The sequence below is a fragment of the Vibrio sinus genome (assembly GCF_023634645.1).
GTDB lineage: Bacteria > Pseudomonadota > Gammaproteobacteria > Enterobacterales > Vibrionaceae > Vibrio > Vibrio sinus.
In genome coordinates this window covers 44717-60100 of sequence record NZ_JAMKMR010000003.1, presented here as the reverse complement: position 1 = coordinate 60100, position 15384 = coordinate 44717, and the positions used below count along the sequence as shown (strand labels likewise).

The window sequence follows — 15384 nt, the reverse complement described above, 5'->3', positions numbered from 1 at the left end:
ACAAACTCGCTTAACGTTTAAGTGAAACACAATGAGCTAGGATGTCAGCGGCAGCCGAGCATCCATAGTCATTATTTAAAGGCTCCTCAAAAATGAAGCTATCACCCATCACTTTTAGTATATAGGCAAATACGCAACTTCCTTTTTGCTGGAGCAATACAAACTGACCAGCCTTTATTTCTTGCTGGGTAAAGGAGAAAATCATTAGGCTCGCGCTATAGCCCTGTTTTTTTCTTATGAAATCGGACAGCCGTTGATCAACTCTGGCCGAAAAGTAGAGTTCATGCTGCAACGGAGCCACGACATCAACATCCGTTAAATCTGTTGAAATCGGAGAGGATTTAACCAAAACCTCCACTTCTTGGCGGCTGCTCATGGTGAGAAGTTGGTCGAGCTCAACAACGCGCACTTTCTCAGCAGACTCCATCGTAGATACACTTACTACATCCGATAAACTCAATCCCAGCGCGTGAACAAGCTTGAGTAGCGTTTCAATTCCTGGATTGGTGGTCTTTCCTTTGACTATTTTTTGAATGGCAGCATCTGATAACCCTGTCATCTCAGACAATTGGGCATAAGTGATCCGCTTTTGCAGCATGATACCGCGTAGCAACGAGGCGACATGGGTAGAACAATATCCTTCCGTTGCCTTTCCTTTGATAACACCTAACATCCTGGTCATCTATTTCATGCTTAGTTTCGAATGTGGCTGATTATGCTAACAAAAGTGTTTTTCGACTACAATACTTTTGTGCTTATATGTGCATATGTAGCGCTCTAGCCCTTATGTAGATAATGCACCCTTAGCAATAGTCGCGAAGTAGTTTGCTCCGACAACGAGTAGCTCGTCATTGAAATCATAGTGAGCGCTATGTAGAGGCGTACCGCCCTGGCCTTTTTGAATACCATTACCAAAGAAGACAAAGTTACCTGGTACTTTTTGTAGAAAAGCACCAAAGTCTTCTGAAATCATCATGGGTTGGATATCGTCTTCAACATTTTCTTTCCCCACGACTTGTACTGCCGCCTCTACCGCTAAGCTGACGTATTCCTGCGTGTTTACTGTCGGAGCAAACTCATGAGTATAGGAAACCGTTCCACTCGCATTGTGCGCTTCACAAACCCCTTTAACAATCGTACGTATACGCTCTTCAAGTAGCGCTTGAATCTCTTTAGAATAGCTACGAGTGTCGCCCTTAATGACCACATTTCCCGGAATGGCGTTACGTAATCCATCTGTTAAGATTTCAGTACAGGACACAACTGCCGGCTGGCTTGGGTCCACATTCCGAGACACAATTGTTTGCAAAGCTAACACTATATTTGCCGCGATAACCATCGGATCATTACCCATGTGTGGACGTGCAGCATGAGTACCACTACCTTGAATGGTTATTTCAAAGTTATCCTAGCTCGCCATAATACCGCCAGGTCTAGTCGCGATAGTCCCTAAGGGGATGCCAGGCATATTGTGACCGCCAAAGATGGCATCCACTGGAAAGCGCTCGAACACTCTATCAGCCATCATTGCTTTCGCTCCTCGACCATGCTCTTCTGCTGGCTGAAATAAGAAACGCACCGTGCCATCAAAATCAGGATTATCTGTAAGTAGTTTTGCGGCGCCGAGTACCATAGCCATATGCCCGTCGTGACCGCACGCATGCATCTTACCCTGATGCTGAGAAGCATAGTAACGCTCATTCGATGCCTCACAAATATTTAGGGCGTCCATATCAGCTCGAATAGCAATAGCTTTGTTACTTGCTCCCCGACTAATACTTGCAATTAATCCCGTCCCTCCTATTCCCGTGGTTACTTCTAGCCCCATATCTAATAGAGTTTGAGTAACAAATTCAGCAGTCTTATATTCTTCAAAACCGGTCTCAGGGTGCTGATGTAAATGGTGACGCCAGCCCATCAACAGATTTTTAAACGATTCACTCGATGACATATCCATTCCTTATTGTTTCGCAATAATTTCTTCTACCGTAATATCTGTAAGTTCTTCGAATAGACCTGGTGCAGTGGCACCTTCTGTATTAACGATTAGAACTTTCGAGTCCGCGTCGAGGCCCAGCGCTTCGAGCTGATTCTGCTTTGCCAGCTTGGTCAGTAGTGCTAACCCTGCCACCCCGGATTCACCACCAACAATTGGCGTGTCGTCATATTTGCCATGAGCAAGGTGTACCATGCTGTCGATCGCTTCCTGATCTTCAATAAGAGTGAAATAATCCACGCTTGGCTGTAGAAAATCCCAGGCAATTTTTGAGGTTTTACCACAGGCAAGTCCCGCCATCACGGAATCTACAGATCCTGTTGCTGATGAGGGTTTTCCCTGAATAGCACTTTGGTATAAACAGTCTGCTTGGCTTGGTTCAACCACAATAAATGTTGGGCGTTCAGTTCCGTATTGCTCCCAGAAATAACTGAACACACCAGCTGCTAAGCCGCCAACGCCCCCTTGAAGAACAATATGAGTTGGTTTCTGCTCTAGCGCCCCTAGTTGCTCAGCAGTTTCCGCTGCCATAACACCATAACCCTGCATAACATCTCTTGGTATTTCCGTGTATCCGTCATACGACGTATCCGAGACAACTATCCAGCCATTATTTTTCGCAATGCGGTCGGCTTCTTCTACCGACTCATCGTAGTTCCCAGTGATACGAACCATGGTTGCACCATACTCAGCAATGGCCTCTTCCCTTTCTTGGCTTACCTGTGCATGAATCACAATGGTGCAAGGGCAACCACTCGATTGCGCCGCTGCTGCTAATGCGCGTCCGTGATTACCGTCAGTAGCACTGACCACAGCAAAGTCTGCAAGTAGTTCTCGATATTCGCCCAGTAGGATTTTTTCCGCCTCAAGTGTTGGGAAATGTTTAAGAACTAAATTTATCAGAGCATTAGGAGCGCCTAACGCTTTGAAGCTTCCAAGTTTAGAGCGTTTAGACTCATCTTTTATCCAAAGCGTTTCAATGCCTAAATCATCGGCAGTTCCGGCCAATGACCAGAGTGGTGTGGCACTCGAATTTAGTAAAGGCCAACTGGATAGCCACTGTTTGCTTTTCTGAGCCGCTTCTTTGTTTAGCACTTTCGCCAGCTCAATATCATAAGGAGTATGCGTTGCATTGGGATTTTTAAATATCATAGTCACTTCTCTTAAAACGAATTGTTGCTGGGCAGGACTTAATAACTCAGCCACTGTGACTAGTATAGGTAGGCGTGATCGTATAAATTATCTAAATGAACACTTCAGACGCAAATTTATTGCGTTGTTTTGCCATTTAATTGGAAAATTCTATGATTGACGTTGATGGTTTTGACTTAAAAATACTTAGCGCCATACAAAAGGACTCTCGGATCGCCCAAAGCGAATTAGGCGAAGAGGTAAATTTGTCTACTGCTGCTGTGAATAGACGCTTAAAGAAACTTAAGGCTAATGGCGTGATCAAGCGATATACCGCGTTACTCAATCAAGAAGCCTTAGGCTTTGGTTTGACCATTATTGTGAACATTGAAGTCGAGTCTGAACAAATCCATGAGCTAGACTCGACACGCCGGGATTTTGAAAATTGCCCGTACGTACAACAATGTTATTACGTCACTGGAGAATGGGACTTTGTGTTGATTTTTGCAGTAAAAAGTATGGAACAATACAACGAATTGACGCGAGAATTATTTCTCCAAAAACCGAATGTTAAACGCTTTAAAACTCTGGTTGCTTTGTCAAAACATAAAGTCGGCTTTGAGTTGCCGTTGTAGCTACCAAAAATATCATAGACACTGAATTGCGAAGTCGACGAGCAATGTGAGGAAGTGGTTAGGCTTTTATTGCTAAACACAAAATACGGTCTTCGAACGCCACTCCTCCTTCTGCCTCAATATGTGTGGTATTGACTTCACATTCATGCCCCGATGCATCTATCAGTTTTAGAGGAGAGCCTAACAGAATATCGACTTGAGCAAAGCCAGCTTCATCGGTTTCTGTGGTTTCTGTTCCCCCCACTACTTGATAATAAGGAAGAGGGTGATTCTTTCCATCCACAAAATTACCCATAAGTAACAAGCTCTTCTTGGTTTCTCGATAAACAGATTCCACGTTTCCTGGATATAGCACAACATTGATATCGTTGTTCGGAACGTTCAATGTCAACTCGTTCGATTGGATTTGTATATTATGCTCCCTATAGGCAGTAAGAGGAACAAATAACGATTGTCCATTATTGATGGTACTCACCTGTTTACCATCCACGTAAATACTATATTGGCTTTTCTCCGATGAGTGGACTTTGACCAACACCCCACTTAACTTGTTTGAGCTGCTGAAATCCCATAATGCCTGCGGTGAGTACGCAAGCGTGGTAGAAAGCTTGACACTATGACTAATGCTCTCTTGGTTATGGTCAATTTTTGAGGCACTTACCTGCTCTTGCCCAGCGAGTCGTGTGCTTTTAGCCCGCAAAGACTGGGAATAATATCGGCCTGTCTCTGTCATTAGTGCTTCAAGACCTGCATCATAATGGACAGCCCCCATTGTTGACGCTCGATCTAAGTCAAGTTTAAGGTGGTTGGAATTCGTACCATCAAACTGACCAAGGGCATATTGATTATCACTTTGAATGCTGCTGCTCCAACCATCAAGATTATCAAATGTCCATTGAAGTTGCATAGAAAGTGTTTTCTCAGAGGGAGAGTGTGTAAAGCTCATTAGGAAAGACAAATGGTTGTGCGCGTTAAGCTGAAAGCCTTTCTCAATACTCGCACTCATACTCTTATAGTTTTCACCATCGACGTGAGAGACAGTAAGGGAATCAGAAAATAAGAAGTTATGCCATTGATATGACACCGAACTCCCGATCTCAGAATTACTGTCTTGTGTGTCTTCTATATACTGGCTGATATAGCGGCCACTGTCTTCAGTTACCCATACTTCTCGAAAGAAGGTATTTAAGTTCACGCCATTATAATGACCCAGCACTGAAAACGACGCAGCATAATCACCAAAATTACTGACAGCTCCAGATATATTAACGCTAACCAGTGGAAATTGGGTCATCAGCGCCAGCTCTCCAAATACCTCATCATTATTGATGTCTATTACACTCTCTCTAGTTCCCAATGATTTGGCTAGCCTCTGTTTGGCTTGTACCATGAAAAAGTGAGTATGGTCGGATTCGGGGATAACACTCTCCCCTGAGCTTTGTACAATCTGCCCATACGAAAAATAATAGTTTGGCACGGTGAGTAAGGGAAGCGCGGGGGTTTTCACAAAATAGACATACTGGGTTAGCTCTTTCCCACCTAATGTGCTTGTAACCAGTTTCAAGTTGTAAGCGCCGTTAGGAAAGCTTGTCGTATTGAGAAAGTAATTGCCAGGAGGAAAGTACTGAATGTCAATCAGCTCTTGGTTTCGATAAACATTGACATAGCTTGGCACCAAAATATTCACTTCGATAGGCGTCGCTATCTGTTCTGTTCTATTGATCAATAGGTGATTATTGGACGTAAAACTACCACCTAACATTTTAAAAGAAGGGATAATGAGTGTACCTGGTGTATCTTGAAGACCTACAGAAACGTAGTACTGGTGATGCCGCCAATTCAAATCAATATCATTAAAAATATAGGGCGGGGCTTGGCTTTCATTGGACGATTGAGTGTAAGAGCCCTTATAGTTCAAGTGCCAATTACCATGGCTTAGGTAACTATCATTATGCAAAAGTAGAGCTTGCGTGTTTTTGTTTTCCTTTGACTCAACCATGTTGAACAGATTTAAAGAAGAAAAACCAGAAGTTGAATCTTTTAAGTATTTGGCCGGAATGGACTGTTGATCTATTAAGTATTTAGGATTAATGAAGACATTCACTTTGTAATTGCCTCTATCAAATATTACCCCTAAGACTTTCGGGGTAATATATCCACAGGTCGGTCCTTTTTTACACACACGATCGATATGAGTCTCATGCATTTTCTTAAGCGCAATGAGTAAACGCTTTTCTGAGGAGGCTTTAATAAAGCTTTTCAGTTTGTCTAATACGAGGTTTGGCTCTTCAAAGCTGATTTCGTCATCATTAAAGGTCGCAAGCACTTCCCCAAGCTTTTCTTTTCCAAATACCAAGGTGACTAACGTTGTCTCATCTTCTTCGGTATAGTGCTCGAAACCAGGCGGAAGTAAATCACTTGAGCAAGCAAGCCTGGAATAAAAAAAAACAAACAGATAAGTACAAAGATGAGCAGGCGCTCCTTTCCTTTAAAGACCGCGCTTACTTTACACACGTTGGCTCACGGATAAATATACACACCGCCTCGTTAGGTTATTCATTATGCTTTTAAGTAAGTTTTTACAAATACTAAGAGCGGGTGGCCACCACACTACCTCTTATTATTCGTGACTTAACATTTAACTCACCGTTACCTTTGCTCGACTGACAATCGAACCTTTGACTTGAATACCCGTATCACTTGGGGATACATCTTGGCCTTTTGTAGGTGCAATATACTCCTTGATAGCTAGCTCTAAAACCATGGGCTTAGCTAAAGACGCTTTCGGGTTTCGTATGAGAGTGATACGCTTTTTCTGCCCAGCTCTAAACTTTCTAATCAGTATCGGCTTAATAAAAACTGGCAGGGTTTTCAATTGAGAGTTGGTATATAAAATAGGATGAGTGGGATCAGTGATATTTTTTACTGATACAGTAAACATACCCGCGCTGTCCCCTATATTTTGTACGGTGATATAATTTCTTGGTTTGCTCGCATTCACTGAAATGCTAGGGTCCATCACATCCAAAACAGGAGCCGAGAATGCTGAGCTTGAGACGATAAAATAGAGCCATACCACGCAAAACATAGGTAACTTTTTCATCATAAAACTCTCCTTAGAAAAAAGAAATCAATGCGGCGCCAGTGTACTTGGCGCCAAGTGTTAGAAAATGGAGTCGTTAGCTCGTAGATAAGTTAAAAGATGCGTTATAAGTGCCCGCTTTGGCGTTCCTAATATTGTCACCTGTGAATGTCATCGATACAGTTTCAACCGTTTTGCAGCCCGCTGGAGAATCATTTGGATCGACGGTCAGGACATTATCCCCATATTTGACGCCTTGCCCTGCAATCGCTAAAGAGTATGGTAAGTCTCCTTCTCCATTGGTACCAACAACTTCAAATTTACCTTCATTGGTGGTGACATTCACATTCGCTTTGCCGTCTTTATCGTTTGTGTAGGTACAAAATTGTGCTATCTGAAAAGTTTGATCTTTCCCTTCTGCAACCATGGCTGATGTTATCGTAATGCTGTCTTCCATTTTTAAATCACCAACGATCATTTTTGATTCAACAATCACTTTAGATTTTGCGCTTTCCTTAATTGTTCCATTAGCCGCAAATACTGAGCTAGATGATAGCGCGACAGCAACACTTAACGTTGTCATGAGTAGTTTTTTCATTCTTATTTAACTCCATTTTTATTTATAAATCCGGTTTTAAAATTATTATCAATGGTGTTGTTATGGTTTTTATATTAACCGCACCATTAGAGAGTATTGAAATTCATTTTCAATCAAACTGTCAAGCCCAAAAATATGCCATGATACTAAAGTATATAATTGGTTAAATATCTAACTTCCTTGCACATCATGTTTGCAGTATGAAAAACTGTATATAACAATAACCAGGAAAATGAAATCATTAGTTTTATTTATTACTAAGATGTATTCCTACCTTCCATTATTGTTACAAATCGATAAAAAATATGAATTTAAAATCAAAAACCATCAACCAAAGTAAACAATAAAAAGGTGATATATAATATAAATATATGATTATAATGACAACTTCGTTAGTAACACTATTGAAACTTGTGGTGTAAACACAGCACTTCATTATTTTTTAACTATACGAATTCCAATTAGACCCTAATAAACAGGTAGAAAATTGCTATTTATTTTATTGCATTGGTATGCTTCTTCCTTGTTAAATAAGAATCGAGAGCCATGTTTTAGAGGGTGGTTGTCTTATTCTATCAATTAGCTGTCCGATTTTCGTTACGATAAGAAATCGAATTACTGCTAGATTAATGCATAGGTCCTGTTGCCTAGCGTTTATTTAGAAGGAAATTATGAGCATCCATTATAAAAATAAAAAATATACTATCAACACTATTAAAAAATTAAAAAACCATAAAAAGATTGTGGCACTTACTGCATTCACATCATATATGGCAGAACTAATGGATCCTATTGTAGATATGATTATTGTTGGTGATTCTGTTGGCATGGTTGCGTATGGCCATGATTCTACATTAATGGTGACGATCGACATGATAATTGCGCATGGAAATGCAGTGGTGAGAGGAGCAAACAAAGCGTTAGTTGTAGTAGATATGCCTTTTGGTACCCATGAGGAATCAAAAGAGGTTGCTTTTCGCAATGCACGTCGAATCATCTCTGAAACAGGGGCTGACGCCGTCAAAATCGAAGTAGGAGCGGAAACGCTGGATACCATCTCATTTTTAATAGCAAGAGGGATACCTGTTTTACCTCACATAGGCCTTAGACCCCAGCAAATAAATGTTCTTGGTGGGTTCAAAACACAGGGAAAAGCAGACGACGAGGTAGATAAACTGGTTAAAGAGGCAAAAGCACTTGAGAAGGCAGGAGCATTTGCTGTACTTATCGAAGGTGTATATGAGCACGCAGCTGTTGAAATCACAAAATCTTTACAAATACCATCAATAGGGATCGGCGCTTCTATGCAATGTGATGGTCAAGTATTAGTTACTGAAGATTTACTTGGCTTAAACAAAGCTTTTAAACCTAGGTTTGTCAAACAATATGCTGATCTGAGCAGATCGATTAGTGATGCTTTTACTGACTATGCTAGAGACGTTGAAAGCAATCAGTTTCCTACAAAAAATCACTGTTATTTAAGTGACCCAACGAGGTGCTAAAAACTCAGTGTTGGCCACCATAAAATGGTTAGTCACTCTACAAAATTTTTAAAGACACGGCCAATTTCACTACTCAACGATTTATGCGGAAAGACAAACCCACATGCATTGACGCCCAACAAATAGAACATGGAATAGCTCATATTTAATGTCCATCCTATCAATAGCGACTAATATAAACTGTAACAGTGTGAATTACGGATCTGGTTGGGTTATGTCGAAAATTATGCGACTCAAAATTTTTGCTATTTTTCTCATAGTCTTGTTGGTTGGCTGTGGCGACAAAAAAAAGAGCTACACTGTCGGACTGGTTACGAATAATCCTAATGGGCTACGAAACATCCAGGGTTTCAAAGATGGCCTATTGGATATGGGTTATGTTGAGGGCGATGATCTCATCTTTATTTCCGAGCAAAAACCGTTGACAGGACTTGCATTGCAAAAGCAGCTGGATCGATTTGTAAAACAAAAAGTGGATCTCATTTTTACCGCAGGCACACCTACTGGTGTAGCTGCATATCGCGCGACTAGACATACAAGTATCCCCGTTATTTTTGGCGTAGTTGCCGACCCCATTCGAGCGGGTATTATGACGGATCTTACCAATCCAGCGGGTAATATGAGTGGTGTCCGAATCAGCAATAATCAAGCGCTGCGATTAGACATAATGAAGCAACTTGTTCCAAATGCTAAGCGAGTACTTGTCTTATTTAATCCTAATGATTCCGCACCAATGAGCGCGTTGGCTCAGCTTCAAGCAAGTGCCAATGCTCTCAAGGTAGAACTCATTTTGGCTGAGTGCCCAAATAACAACTCGATCAGTAAAACTTTAAATAATATTCCCCCGTCAACAGATATGATTTTTATCCTACCTGATAGCCTGGTGAATAAACGAATTACAGACATTGTACGAACGTCTATTGACGAAAAGTTGCCACTGTCGGGGCCAACAAATTTGCAGGTCGAAAAAGGCGCTCTGATGGCATATGGAATTATTCACTATAAAGCGGGGCAACAGGCAGCAAGAATGGCAAATCAAGTCTTAAAAGGAGTAAACGTTGCTCAGCTCCCCGTTGAAACCGCCGAGTCTTATCTTGGTATCAATTTGGTGACGGCAAATGCCATAGGACTAGAGGTCCCAGACAGTGTATTACATCAAGCAAAGCTTGTTATTCGTTCACCTTAAGTACCGATTCAAATCATGCGTTAATACAAGGTACACCAAACAGTGTTTCGTTATAAACAAGATAAACCAAAGCCTAAAAAGAGCTTAAAACGTCACTTGCTCTTACTATTTTGTGGCTTAACAGTTGGTCCAATCCTTATCATCGTACTGATTTCTGGCCATGCAACCTATCACTCGTTCCAAGAGCAACGGCTTGAACATTTCGAAAAAATAGCAAACTCAATTGAAGATCGAGTATTGAGTGTATTTAGCCAATCAGAAAGAGACTTTCAGCTTATAGTCAATACTGGACTTACTCAAGCTGACGTTAACGGGCAAAGGGATATACTACAAAGCCTAATGTTTAGAGACTCGCTATACCAAACGGCTGGAATAGTAAATTTACTCGAAGCTAGCGTTACTCAAGTCTCTAGGACATCACTGACTCCTCCTGACCTATTTGAGAAGTTATCCTCCAGCTCCATGTTTATTAACGCACTCCAATCAAGCCAAACGATAAGCAAGGTGTCATTTGATCCCTTATTAAAAGAGCCGATTGCGTTGACTGTTTACCCTTATAGGCACCCAAGGAGAGCAGATATTACCAATATACTGTATGCAGAGCTCAGGCTTAAATCTCTATGGGAAACCTTAGCTTTAATCGGTGTAGAAAAAAGTATCGAAGCCTATGTGACGAACATTGATGGAAAGGTCATCGCACACCAAAACCCCAGTGTCGTACTGAGAAGCTCATTTATCGATACCAATAGACGTACACAAGATGTTGGATTATCTGGTCACCACTCGCTTATTTACTCATCCTCTAGGAAACTAAATCGTCTAGATCTTGTGGTTTGGGTAGAGCAGCCAGTCCACGAAGCTTATAAACCTTTAATATTTCTGTTAGTTGAAGTGACTGTGGTCTCGATAGTTGGAGTCTTATTAGCAAGTCTTACCTGGGTGTACTTCAATCGAAGAGTAATCATGCCTTTACGTCAATTATCAAATGCATCCAAAAGCATCAGTGATGGCTATTACCCTGAACCACTAAAAGAAACCAATATTGAAGAAGTGAATATTGTGATGAGCAGCTTCAATAACATGGTTGCCGATTTACAAAAAGCCAAGGCACGAGATGAGCAACACGCAAAGAAAATGTCTCAGATGCACGACGAATTAGAGGCTAAATATGAGTCGGTTGCAATAACAGAACGCAAACTGAGAAAGAGCCAAAACTTACTAAAACATGCACAACAAATAGCCCAGTTAGGAAGCTGGGAATGGGATTTAAGATCTGATCATATTGTTGGATCAAGTGAAGTGTTTACTATTTTCGAATTGGAAGAGCACGGTACAACACTCAAACATCGTGAGATTATTGCACTTGTCGATCCTCAAGAAAGGTATATCGCTGAAAACAACTGGAAAACCATCCCTCTTCCAGGTCGGCATATCCAATGGACTAATAAGTTGCGACTAAAAAATGGAACAACCAAGTACGTGGTCCACCGAGCCGAAGCCTTGTATGTAGACACTACTCCATCCAAGGTTGTAGGGATAGTGCAAGATATCACCGTCCAAAAACAAAATGAACTCAATATATGGCATCAAGCCAACTACGACAGTTTAACTAACTTGGTCAATCGCAATTTATTTTACGATAGGATTGAGCAGTCCTTAGCTCACGCAGGGAGAAACCATAACAAAATTGGGTTGTTATTTATTGACTTAGATGATTTTAAACTTATTAATGATACTTACGGACACAATGTTGGCGATTCTGTGCTGAAGGAAGTCGCATTACGGTTAACTAAAAGTGTACGAAAAGCTGATACTGTAGCTCGACTGGGTGGTGATGAATTTACACTACTGGTGGACGATATCACCGCACCTGAACAAGTCACATCTGTGGCAGAAAAAATACTGGACAGCTTTACTAATGAAGTCACAATAAAAAATATTCATATTCAAGTATCTGCCAGTATTGGAATTGCAATATACCCTGATAATGGACGCGATGTAGAGACACTTTTCAAGCTAGCAGATGACGCAATGTATCGAGCTAAAAAGTTAGGAAAAAAAATGGTTTGCACTAATCCAACAAATAGGTTGTGATTCCAAGTCGAGCCAACGTTTAAAAAGTGTTATACAGTGTTTTGCTGGATACTAAAAAACAAATTAGGCGTTGAGCGACCTTCGGGAGAAGCACCACGTGTAGAAGTTCAGACTTGATCTAACGGTTACCAGTTTTGTACAGGTGCCCCGTTACACATGCATATCGCCGGTGCCCTACAAGCATTACTAGAGGTATCCAGCAAATGTAGCGGTAAAGTTACGCACTTTCTAATCGTTGGAAACATAGACCAGTGGAGTAAAAAATACCATTTTCACAACTATAGCCTGGTTCCCAAACTGACATCAAAAAATCTCCAAGATGAGCTTATGGAAGCTTTCAGTATCGAAAACCCCAAAAATAATAACAACGATTAAAAATCATGTTGAAGTTGTCAAGGGTAAAGATGGGATCTTAAAGGCTGCTAATTATGGCAAGTAAGTATGTTTTGTGGTCTTCTCTTCTAAAGCTATAGCAACCATATATAAAGGCGATTGGTCAGGATTCATGAATAAATATTTCTGCTTTTTGCCTTATTCTGTTCGCTATTCATACCAGCCAGAACAAGGGACAACTACCCTACTTATGTGAAATGCCTGACGAAAAGTCGGTTTGGTGGCTACAGTTTCTGCTTGCGCATTAACGATAATTCGCTTTGCCCAGTCAGGTTTTATACCCCATTGCAAGTCCACTTGCTGCAACGCATTATTCAAGCACATCACTGTGGACACATTTTGTGTTGGCCGCAAATCAGTATTCGTCTCTGCCGAGAAATCGCTCCCAAGCATGTCACTCACGATCTTCGGCAGTGGGTCATCAATGACGTTTAGCCTGCCACACATATCCACCTCAACCAGCACCTACCTTCTTGGTTTAAGTCTAGCTGCTGGCTGGATGTACAAGGGCATGTGCTTCTATTTTGTGCAGGCTGCATAATTTTTGGGTGTACAGATGGTCATAGGTACATGCACAACTTCATCAACAGACTCGCCAATTATCAAGTTGTGCAATGTCAATATTGCTTGCCTACCCATTTCATAGGGTTTCTGGCCAACATTGCCATGTGCTAGATTATCTCTTAGATAATCGAGTTGTCTATCATCAGTATCCGCGATGATAAGTATGATATCTTGGTTTAATAGTGCTTGTTTATGAGGGCCTACAACTTCTGTATAAGAGTCAACAAATTGCGTCCACCCTCCAACAGCAACAAATGCATCAATCCCTTTCCTTTTATATGTTGATAAGACATTTTTTAAATCTCGCTCAGCTCGGTCATTCTGCCCAAAATTGTACAATGGTTTTTCACTGAACTCTCTCCAACCACGTTCTCCCGATAAGCGTTCTCCAGGGGGAGTGTCGTAGTTTATGCCAGAGAGAGCAGAGCGGACACCCATGACTCTTAAGTTCAAATTGGGAGAATCTGGCCTACCCGTTTGAATGACAATGTTTCCACCATTAGGCCGATAGACTTTTAAGAGCTCGCCCAACGCTCTACCTAGTTCAAAATCGTTGGTTCCTATGTAAGCGGCTCTCAAATTGGGATACTTATTCAGCGACTCTTGAGAAAAATCTGCATCATAAGTAATTACAGGGATACCCTGTCGTAACGCTTTTTGCACGCTGTTAGAAGCCAGAAAATCAGACTGACTGACAGCAATGGCGATACCGTCTACACCCTCATTAATCAAATCTGAGATAATTTTGTCTTGTTGTCTTACATCAACACTGATGGGCCCACGAAATACGCATTGAACATTGCCGATTTCTTTAGCAGCAGCTACGCACCCATCTCGGCTCGCCGCGAAAAATGGATTATTTTCTTCTTTTGGAACTACAGCCAAGCGGAGCTCTTGAGAAAATATAATGTTTGGTATGGTCAACAACGTTAAAAAAATAACTTTTACTATGAGATTCATAAGTAGTCATCCGTTCTGCTACCTACTCATCAGTTTAGTTTAATTTATGCTAACAAAAGGACGCACATCTGAATGCCTTAATAAAATTGGAGTTACTGGCAACAGTTTTCTCTTATATCAATGTAAATTATCACTCAAGACAAATAGAAACATGAAACGTATCATTTACAACTATTCATGAAGCCACTCGAAGCCACAAAGCTGCACTAAAAAACTTACTGAATTCTTTATGTAAAAACCATATTGTGGTTTTGACTTTTAAATGTATAAACTGATTTGTGATTGCCGTGTATTGCCGAGTCCACACATCCACTTGGCAATTTTTTTGTCCGAAATTCACTCCGGGTAATAAGTGAAAATACTATACAGCGACAGTTGGCTTAACTGAAATATTGAAGAGTTGGCTCCGTTGTGAAAAGCAACAGAGCCTTATAATATCGGATTAATCTAGGTTGGGCATAAGGTGCAGTGCGTTGTACTTTTTATAAATTTTCTCCATCTCTCCATTTTTATAAAGCGTCAATAATGCCTGCTGCCATTGATCAATTTCTTTTTGCAGTGTTTCCTTATTAAAAGCCATATACAGGTGCTGTGTTTTCGCAACTAGTACTTCTTCAACCGTATTTTCAGGGAGGCCTTCTTTTTTTAGTGTGTCGTAAACTGTCGAACTACCTTCATACCAAAGATTAATTCTTCCATTCAGCAGCTTATCTAAGTTTTGTTTCGTCTTGAGAATTGGATCGACTTTAGTAAAATTTTGGCTCTTGATATATTCCTCAGTGACCCCACCATTTTGAACTCCTATCCTGTACGCTTTAGCACTCTCTATGTTTGATAATTTGATGTTTGAGCCTGCTTTGGCAAAAAACGCGTATTTTTTGGCGGCAATTGGTCCTACCCATTTGAATAAGTTTTCTCTTTCCTTTGTCCGAGACATCGAAAATAGCATCGTGTTTTTTGTATTCAACACCTCTTGATAAGCTCTCTTCCAAGGCAAGATTGCTATTTTTGAGTTTTGTTTGAGAATTTTTTGCGCTTGCTCAACCAACTCTACTGCCGGGCCTACTGCAACTTTTCCTTCACGATAGTTCAATGGAGGCCAATCTTCAGTCATGATATTTAAATGACTCTGTGCAAAAGATGTAGGACTTAAAAAGATACAACACATAAGAAGTGCTTTAATTACTTTCCTAAAAAACATTTGAATTTCCATCTGGTTGCTTCCTTACTTTATGTAGCTCTC

The 15384-nt window shown here is 40.9% G+C and carries 14 protein-coding genes; 4 read left to right on the top strand and 10 right to left on the bottom strand.

The window, feature by feature from the left end:
- Nucleotides 1-10: 10 nt before the first annotated feature.
- From M9194_RS04220 to M9194_RS04205, 4 genes are all read right to left on the bottom strand, one after another.
- Nucleotides 11-682 (bottom strand): helix-turn-helix domain-containing protein, encoded by a 672-nt coding sequence (locus tag M9194_RS04220; protein WP_250611254.1) that lies wholly within the window; start codon nt 680-682, stop codon nt 11-13.
- A gap of 102 nt (nt 683-784) precedes the next feature.
- Nucleotides 785-1390, bottom strand: coding sequence for a M20/M25/M40 family metallo-hydrolase (locus M9194_RS04215; protein WP_348772033.1), 606 nt, complete (start codon nt 1388-1390; stop codon nt 785-787).
- An 18-nt stretch (nt 1391-1408) separates the two neighbouring features.
- Nucleotides 1409-1951 carry an amidohydrolase gene (locus tag M9194_RS04210; protein ID WP_250611250.1) on the bottom strand — a complete coding sequence of 181 codons (543 nt, stop codon included), beginning with the start codon at nt 1949-1951 and terminating at the stop codon, nt 1409-1411.
- A 9-nt stretch (nt 1952-1960) separates the two neighbouring features.
- On the bottom strand, nt 1961-3148 hold the full coding sequence (locus tag M9194_RS04205) for a diaminopropionate ammonia-lyase (protein ID WP_250611248.1): 1188 nt from the start codon (nt 3146-3148) through the stop codon (nt 1961-1963).
- Nucleotides 3149-3300: 152 nt separating this feature from the next.
- Between M9194_RS04205 and M9194_RS04200 the strand changes: the two genes are divergently transcribed.
- Nucleotides 3301-3762, top strand: coding sequence for an Lrp/AsnC family transcriptional regulator (locus M9194_RS04200; protein ID WP_250611246.1), 462 nt, complete (start codon nt 3301-3303; stop codon nt 3760-3762).
- Nucleotides 3763-3820: 58 nt separating this feature from the next.
- Here the strand turns inward: M9194_RS04200 and M9194_RS04195 are convergent, their stop codons facing one another.
- The 3 genes from M9194_RS04195 to M9194_RS04185 form a co-directional block, all read right to left on the bottom strand.
- Complete coding sequence (locus M9194_RS04195) at nt 3821-6118, bottom strand: TcfC E-set like domain-containing protein (RefSeq protein WP_250611244.1); 2298 nt, start codon at nt 6116-6118, stop codon at nt 3821-3823.
- 282 nt (nt 6119-6400) lie between these two features.
- The gene (locus tag M9194_RS04190) at nt 6401-6868 is read right to left on the bottom strand and encodes a hypothetical protein (protein ID WP_250611242.1); all 468 of its coding nucleotides are present in this window, start codon (nt 6866-6868) and stop codon (nt 6401-6403) included.
- Between the two features lie 73 nt (nt 6869-6941).
- A complete protein-coding gene (locus M9194_RS04185; protein WP_250611240.1) occupies nt 6942-7442 on the bottom strand; it encodes a hypothetical protein in 501 nt (166 codons plus the stop codon).
- A 671-nt stretch (nt 7443-8113) separates the two neighbouring features.
- On the opposite strand from M9194_RS04185, the gene panB reads away from it, so the two are divergent.
- The 3 genes from panB to M9194_RS21760 all read left to right on the top strand — a co-directional run bounded on the left by panB (nt 8114) and on the right by M9194_RS21760 (nt 12224).
- A complete protein-coding gene (gene panB / locus M9194_RS04180) occupies nt 8114-8944 on the top strand; it encodes a 3-methyl-2-oxobutanoate hydroxymethyltransferase (RefSeq protein WP_250611238.1) in 831 nt (276 codons plus the stop codon).
- A gap of 214 nt (nt 8945-9158) precedes the next feature.
- A complete protein-coding gene (locus M9194_RS04175) occupies nt 9159-10130 on the top strand; it encodes an ABC transporter substrate-binding protein (protein WP_250611236.1) in 972 nt (323 codons plus the stop codon).
- A gap of 42 nt (nt 10131-10172) precedes the next feature.
- Complete coding sequence (locus M9194_RS21760) at nt 10173-12224, top strand: diguanylate cyclase domain-containing protein (protein WP_250611234.1); 2052 nt, start codon at nt 10173-10175, stop codon at nt 12222-12224.
- Between the two features lie 543 nt (nt 12225-12767).
- On the opposite strand, the gene M9194_RS04165 is transcribed toward M9194_RS21760, so the two are convergent.
- From M9194_RS04165 to M9194_RS04155, 3 genes are all read right to left on the bottom strand, one after another.
- Complete coding sequence (locus M9194_RS04165; RefSeq protein WP_250611232.1) at nt 12768-13082, bottom strand: SOS response-associated peptidase family protein; 315 nt, start codon at nt 13080-13082, stop codon at nt 12768-12770.
- Between the two features lie 54 nt (nt 13083-13136).
- The gene (locus M9194_RS04160; RefSeq protein WP_250611230.1) at nt 13137-14066 is read right to left on the bottom strand and encodes a substrate-binding domain-containing protein; all 930 of its coding nucleotides are present in this window, start codon (nt 14064-14066) and stop codon (nt 13137-13139) included.
- 517 nt (nt 14067-14583) lie between these two features.
- Nucleotides 14584-15354, bottom strand: a complete 771-nt coding sequence (locus M9194_RS04155) for a substrate-binding periplasmic protein (RefSeq protein WP_250611228.1) — start codon at nt 15352-15354, stop codon at nt 14584-14586.
- Nucleotides 15355-15384 lie beyond the last annotated feature (30 nt).

What these genes read in the sequence shown, in the direction of transcription:
- M9194_RS04205 (WP_250611248.1), bottom strand. Translation starts at nt 3,148, where the DNA reads ATGATATTTAAAAATCCCAATGCAACGCATACTCCTTATGATATTGAG.
- M9194_RS04190 (WP_250611242.1), bottom strand. Translation starts at nt 6,868, where the DNA reads ATGATGAAAAAGTTACCTATGTTTTGCGTGGTATGGCTCTATTTTATC.
- M9194_RS04185 (WP_250611240.1), bottom strand. Translation starts at nt 7,442, where the DNA reads ATGAAAAAACTACTCATGACAACGTTAAGTGTTGCTGTCGCGCTATCA.
- panB (WP_250611238.1), top strand. Translation starts at nt 8,114, where the DNA reads ATGAGCATCCATTATAAAAATAAAAAATATACTATCAACACTATTAAA.
- M9194_RS04220 (WP_250611254.1), bottom strand. Translation starts at nt 682, where the DNA reads ATGACCAGGATGTTAGGTGTTATCAAAGGAAAGGCAACGGAAGGATAT.
- M9194_RS04210 (WP_250611250.1), bottom strand. Translation starts at nt 1,951, where the DNA reads ATGTCATCGAGTGAATCGTTTAAAAATCTGTTGATGGGCTGGCGTCAC.
- M9194_RS04200 (WP_250611246.1), top strand. Translation starts at nt 3,301, where the DNA reads ATGATTGACGTTGATGGTTTTGACTTAAAAATACTTAGCGCCATACAA.
- M9194_RS04155 (WP_250611228.1), bottom strand. Translation starts at nt 15,354, where the DNA reads ATGGAAATTCAAATGTTTTTTAGGAAAGTAATTAAAGCACTTCTTATG.
- M9194_RS04175 (WP_250611236.1), top strand. Translation starts at nt 9,159, where the DNA reads ATGTCGAAAATTATGCGACTCAAAATTTTTGCTATTTTTCTCATAGTC.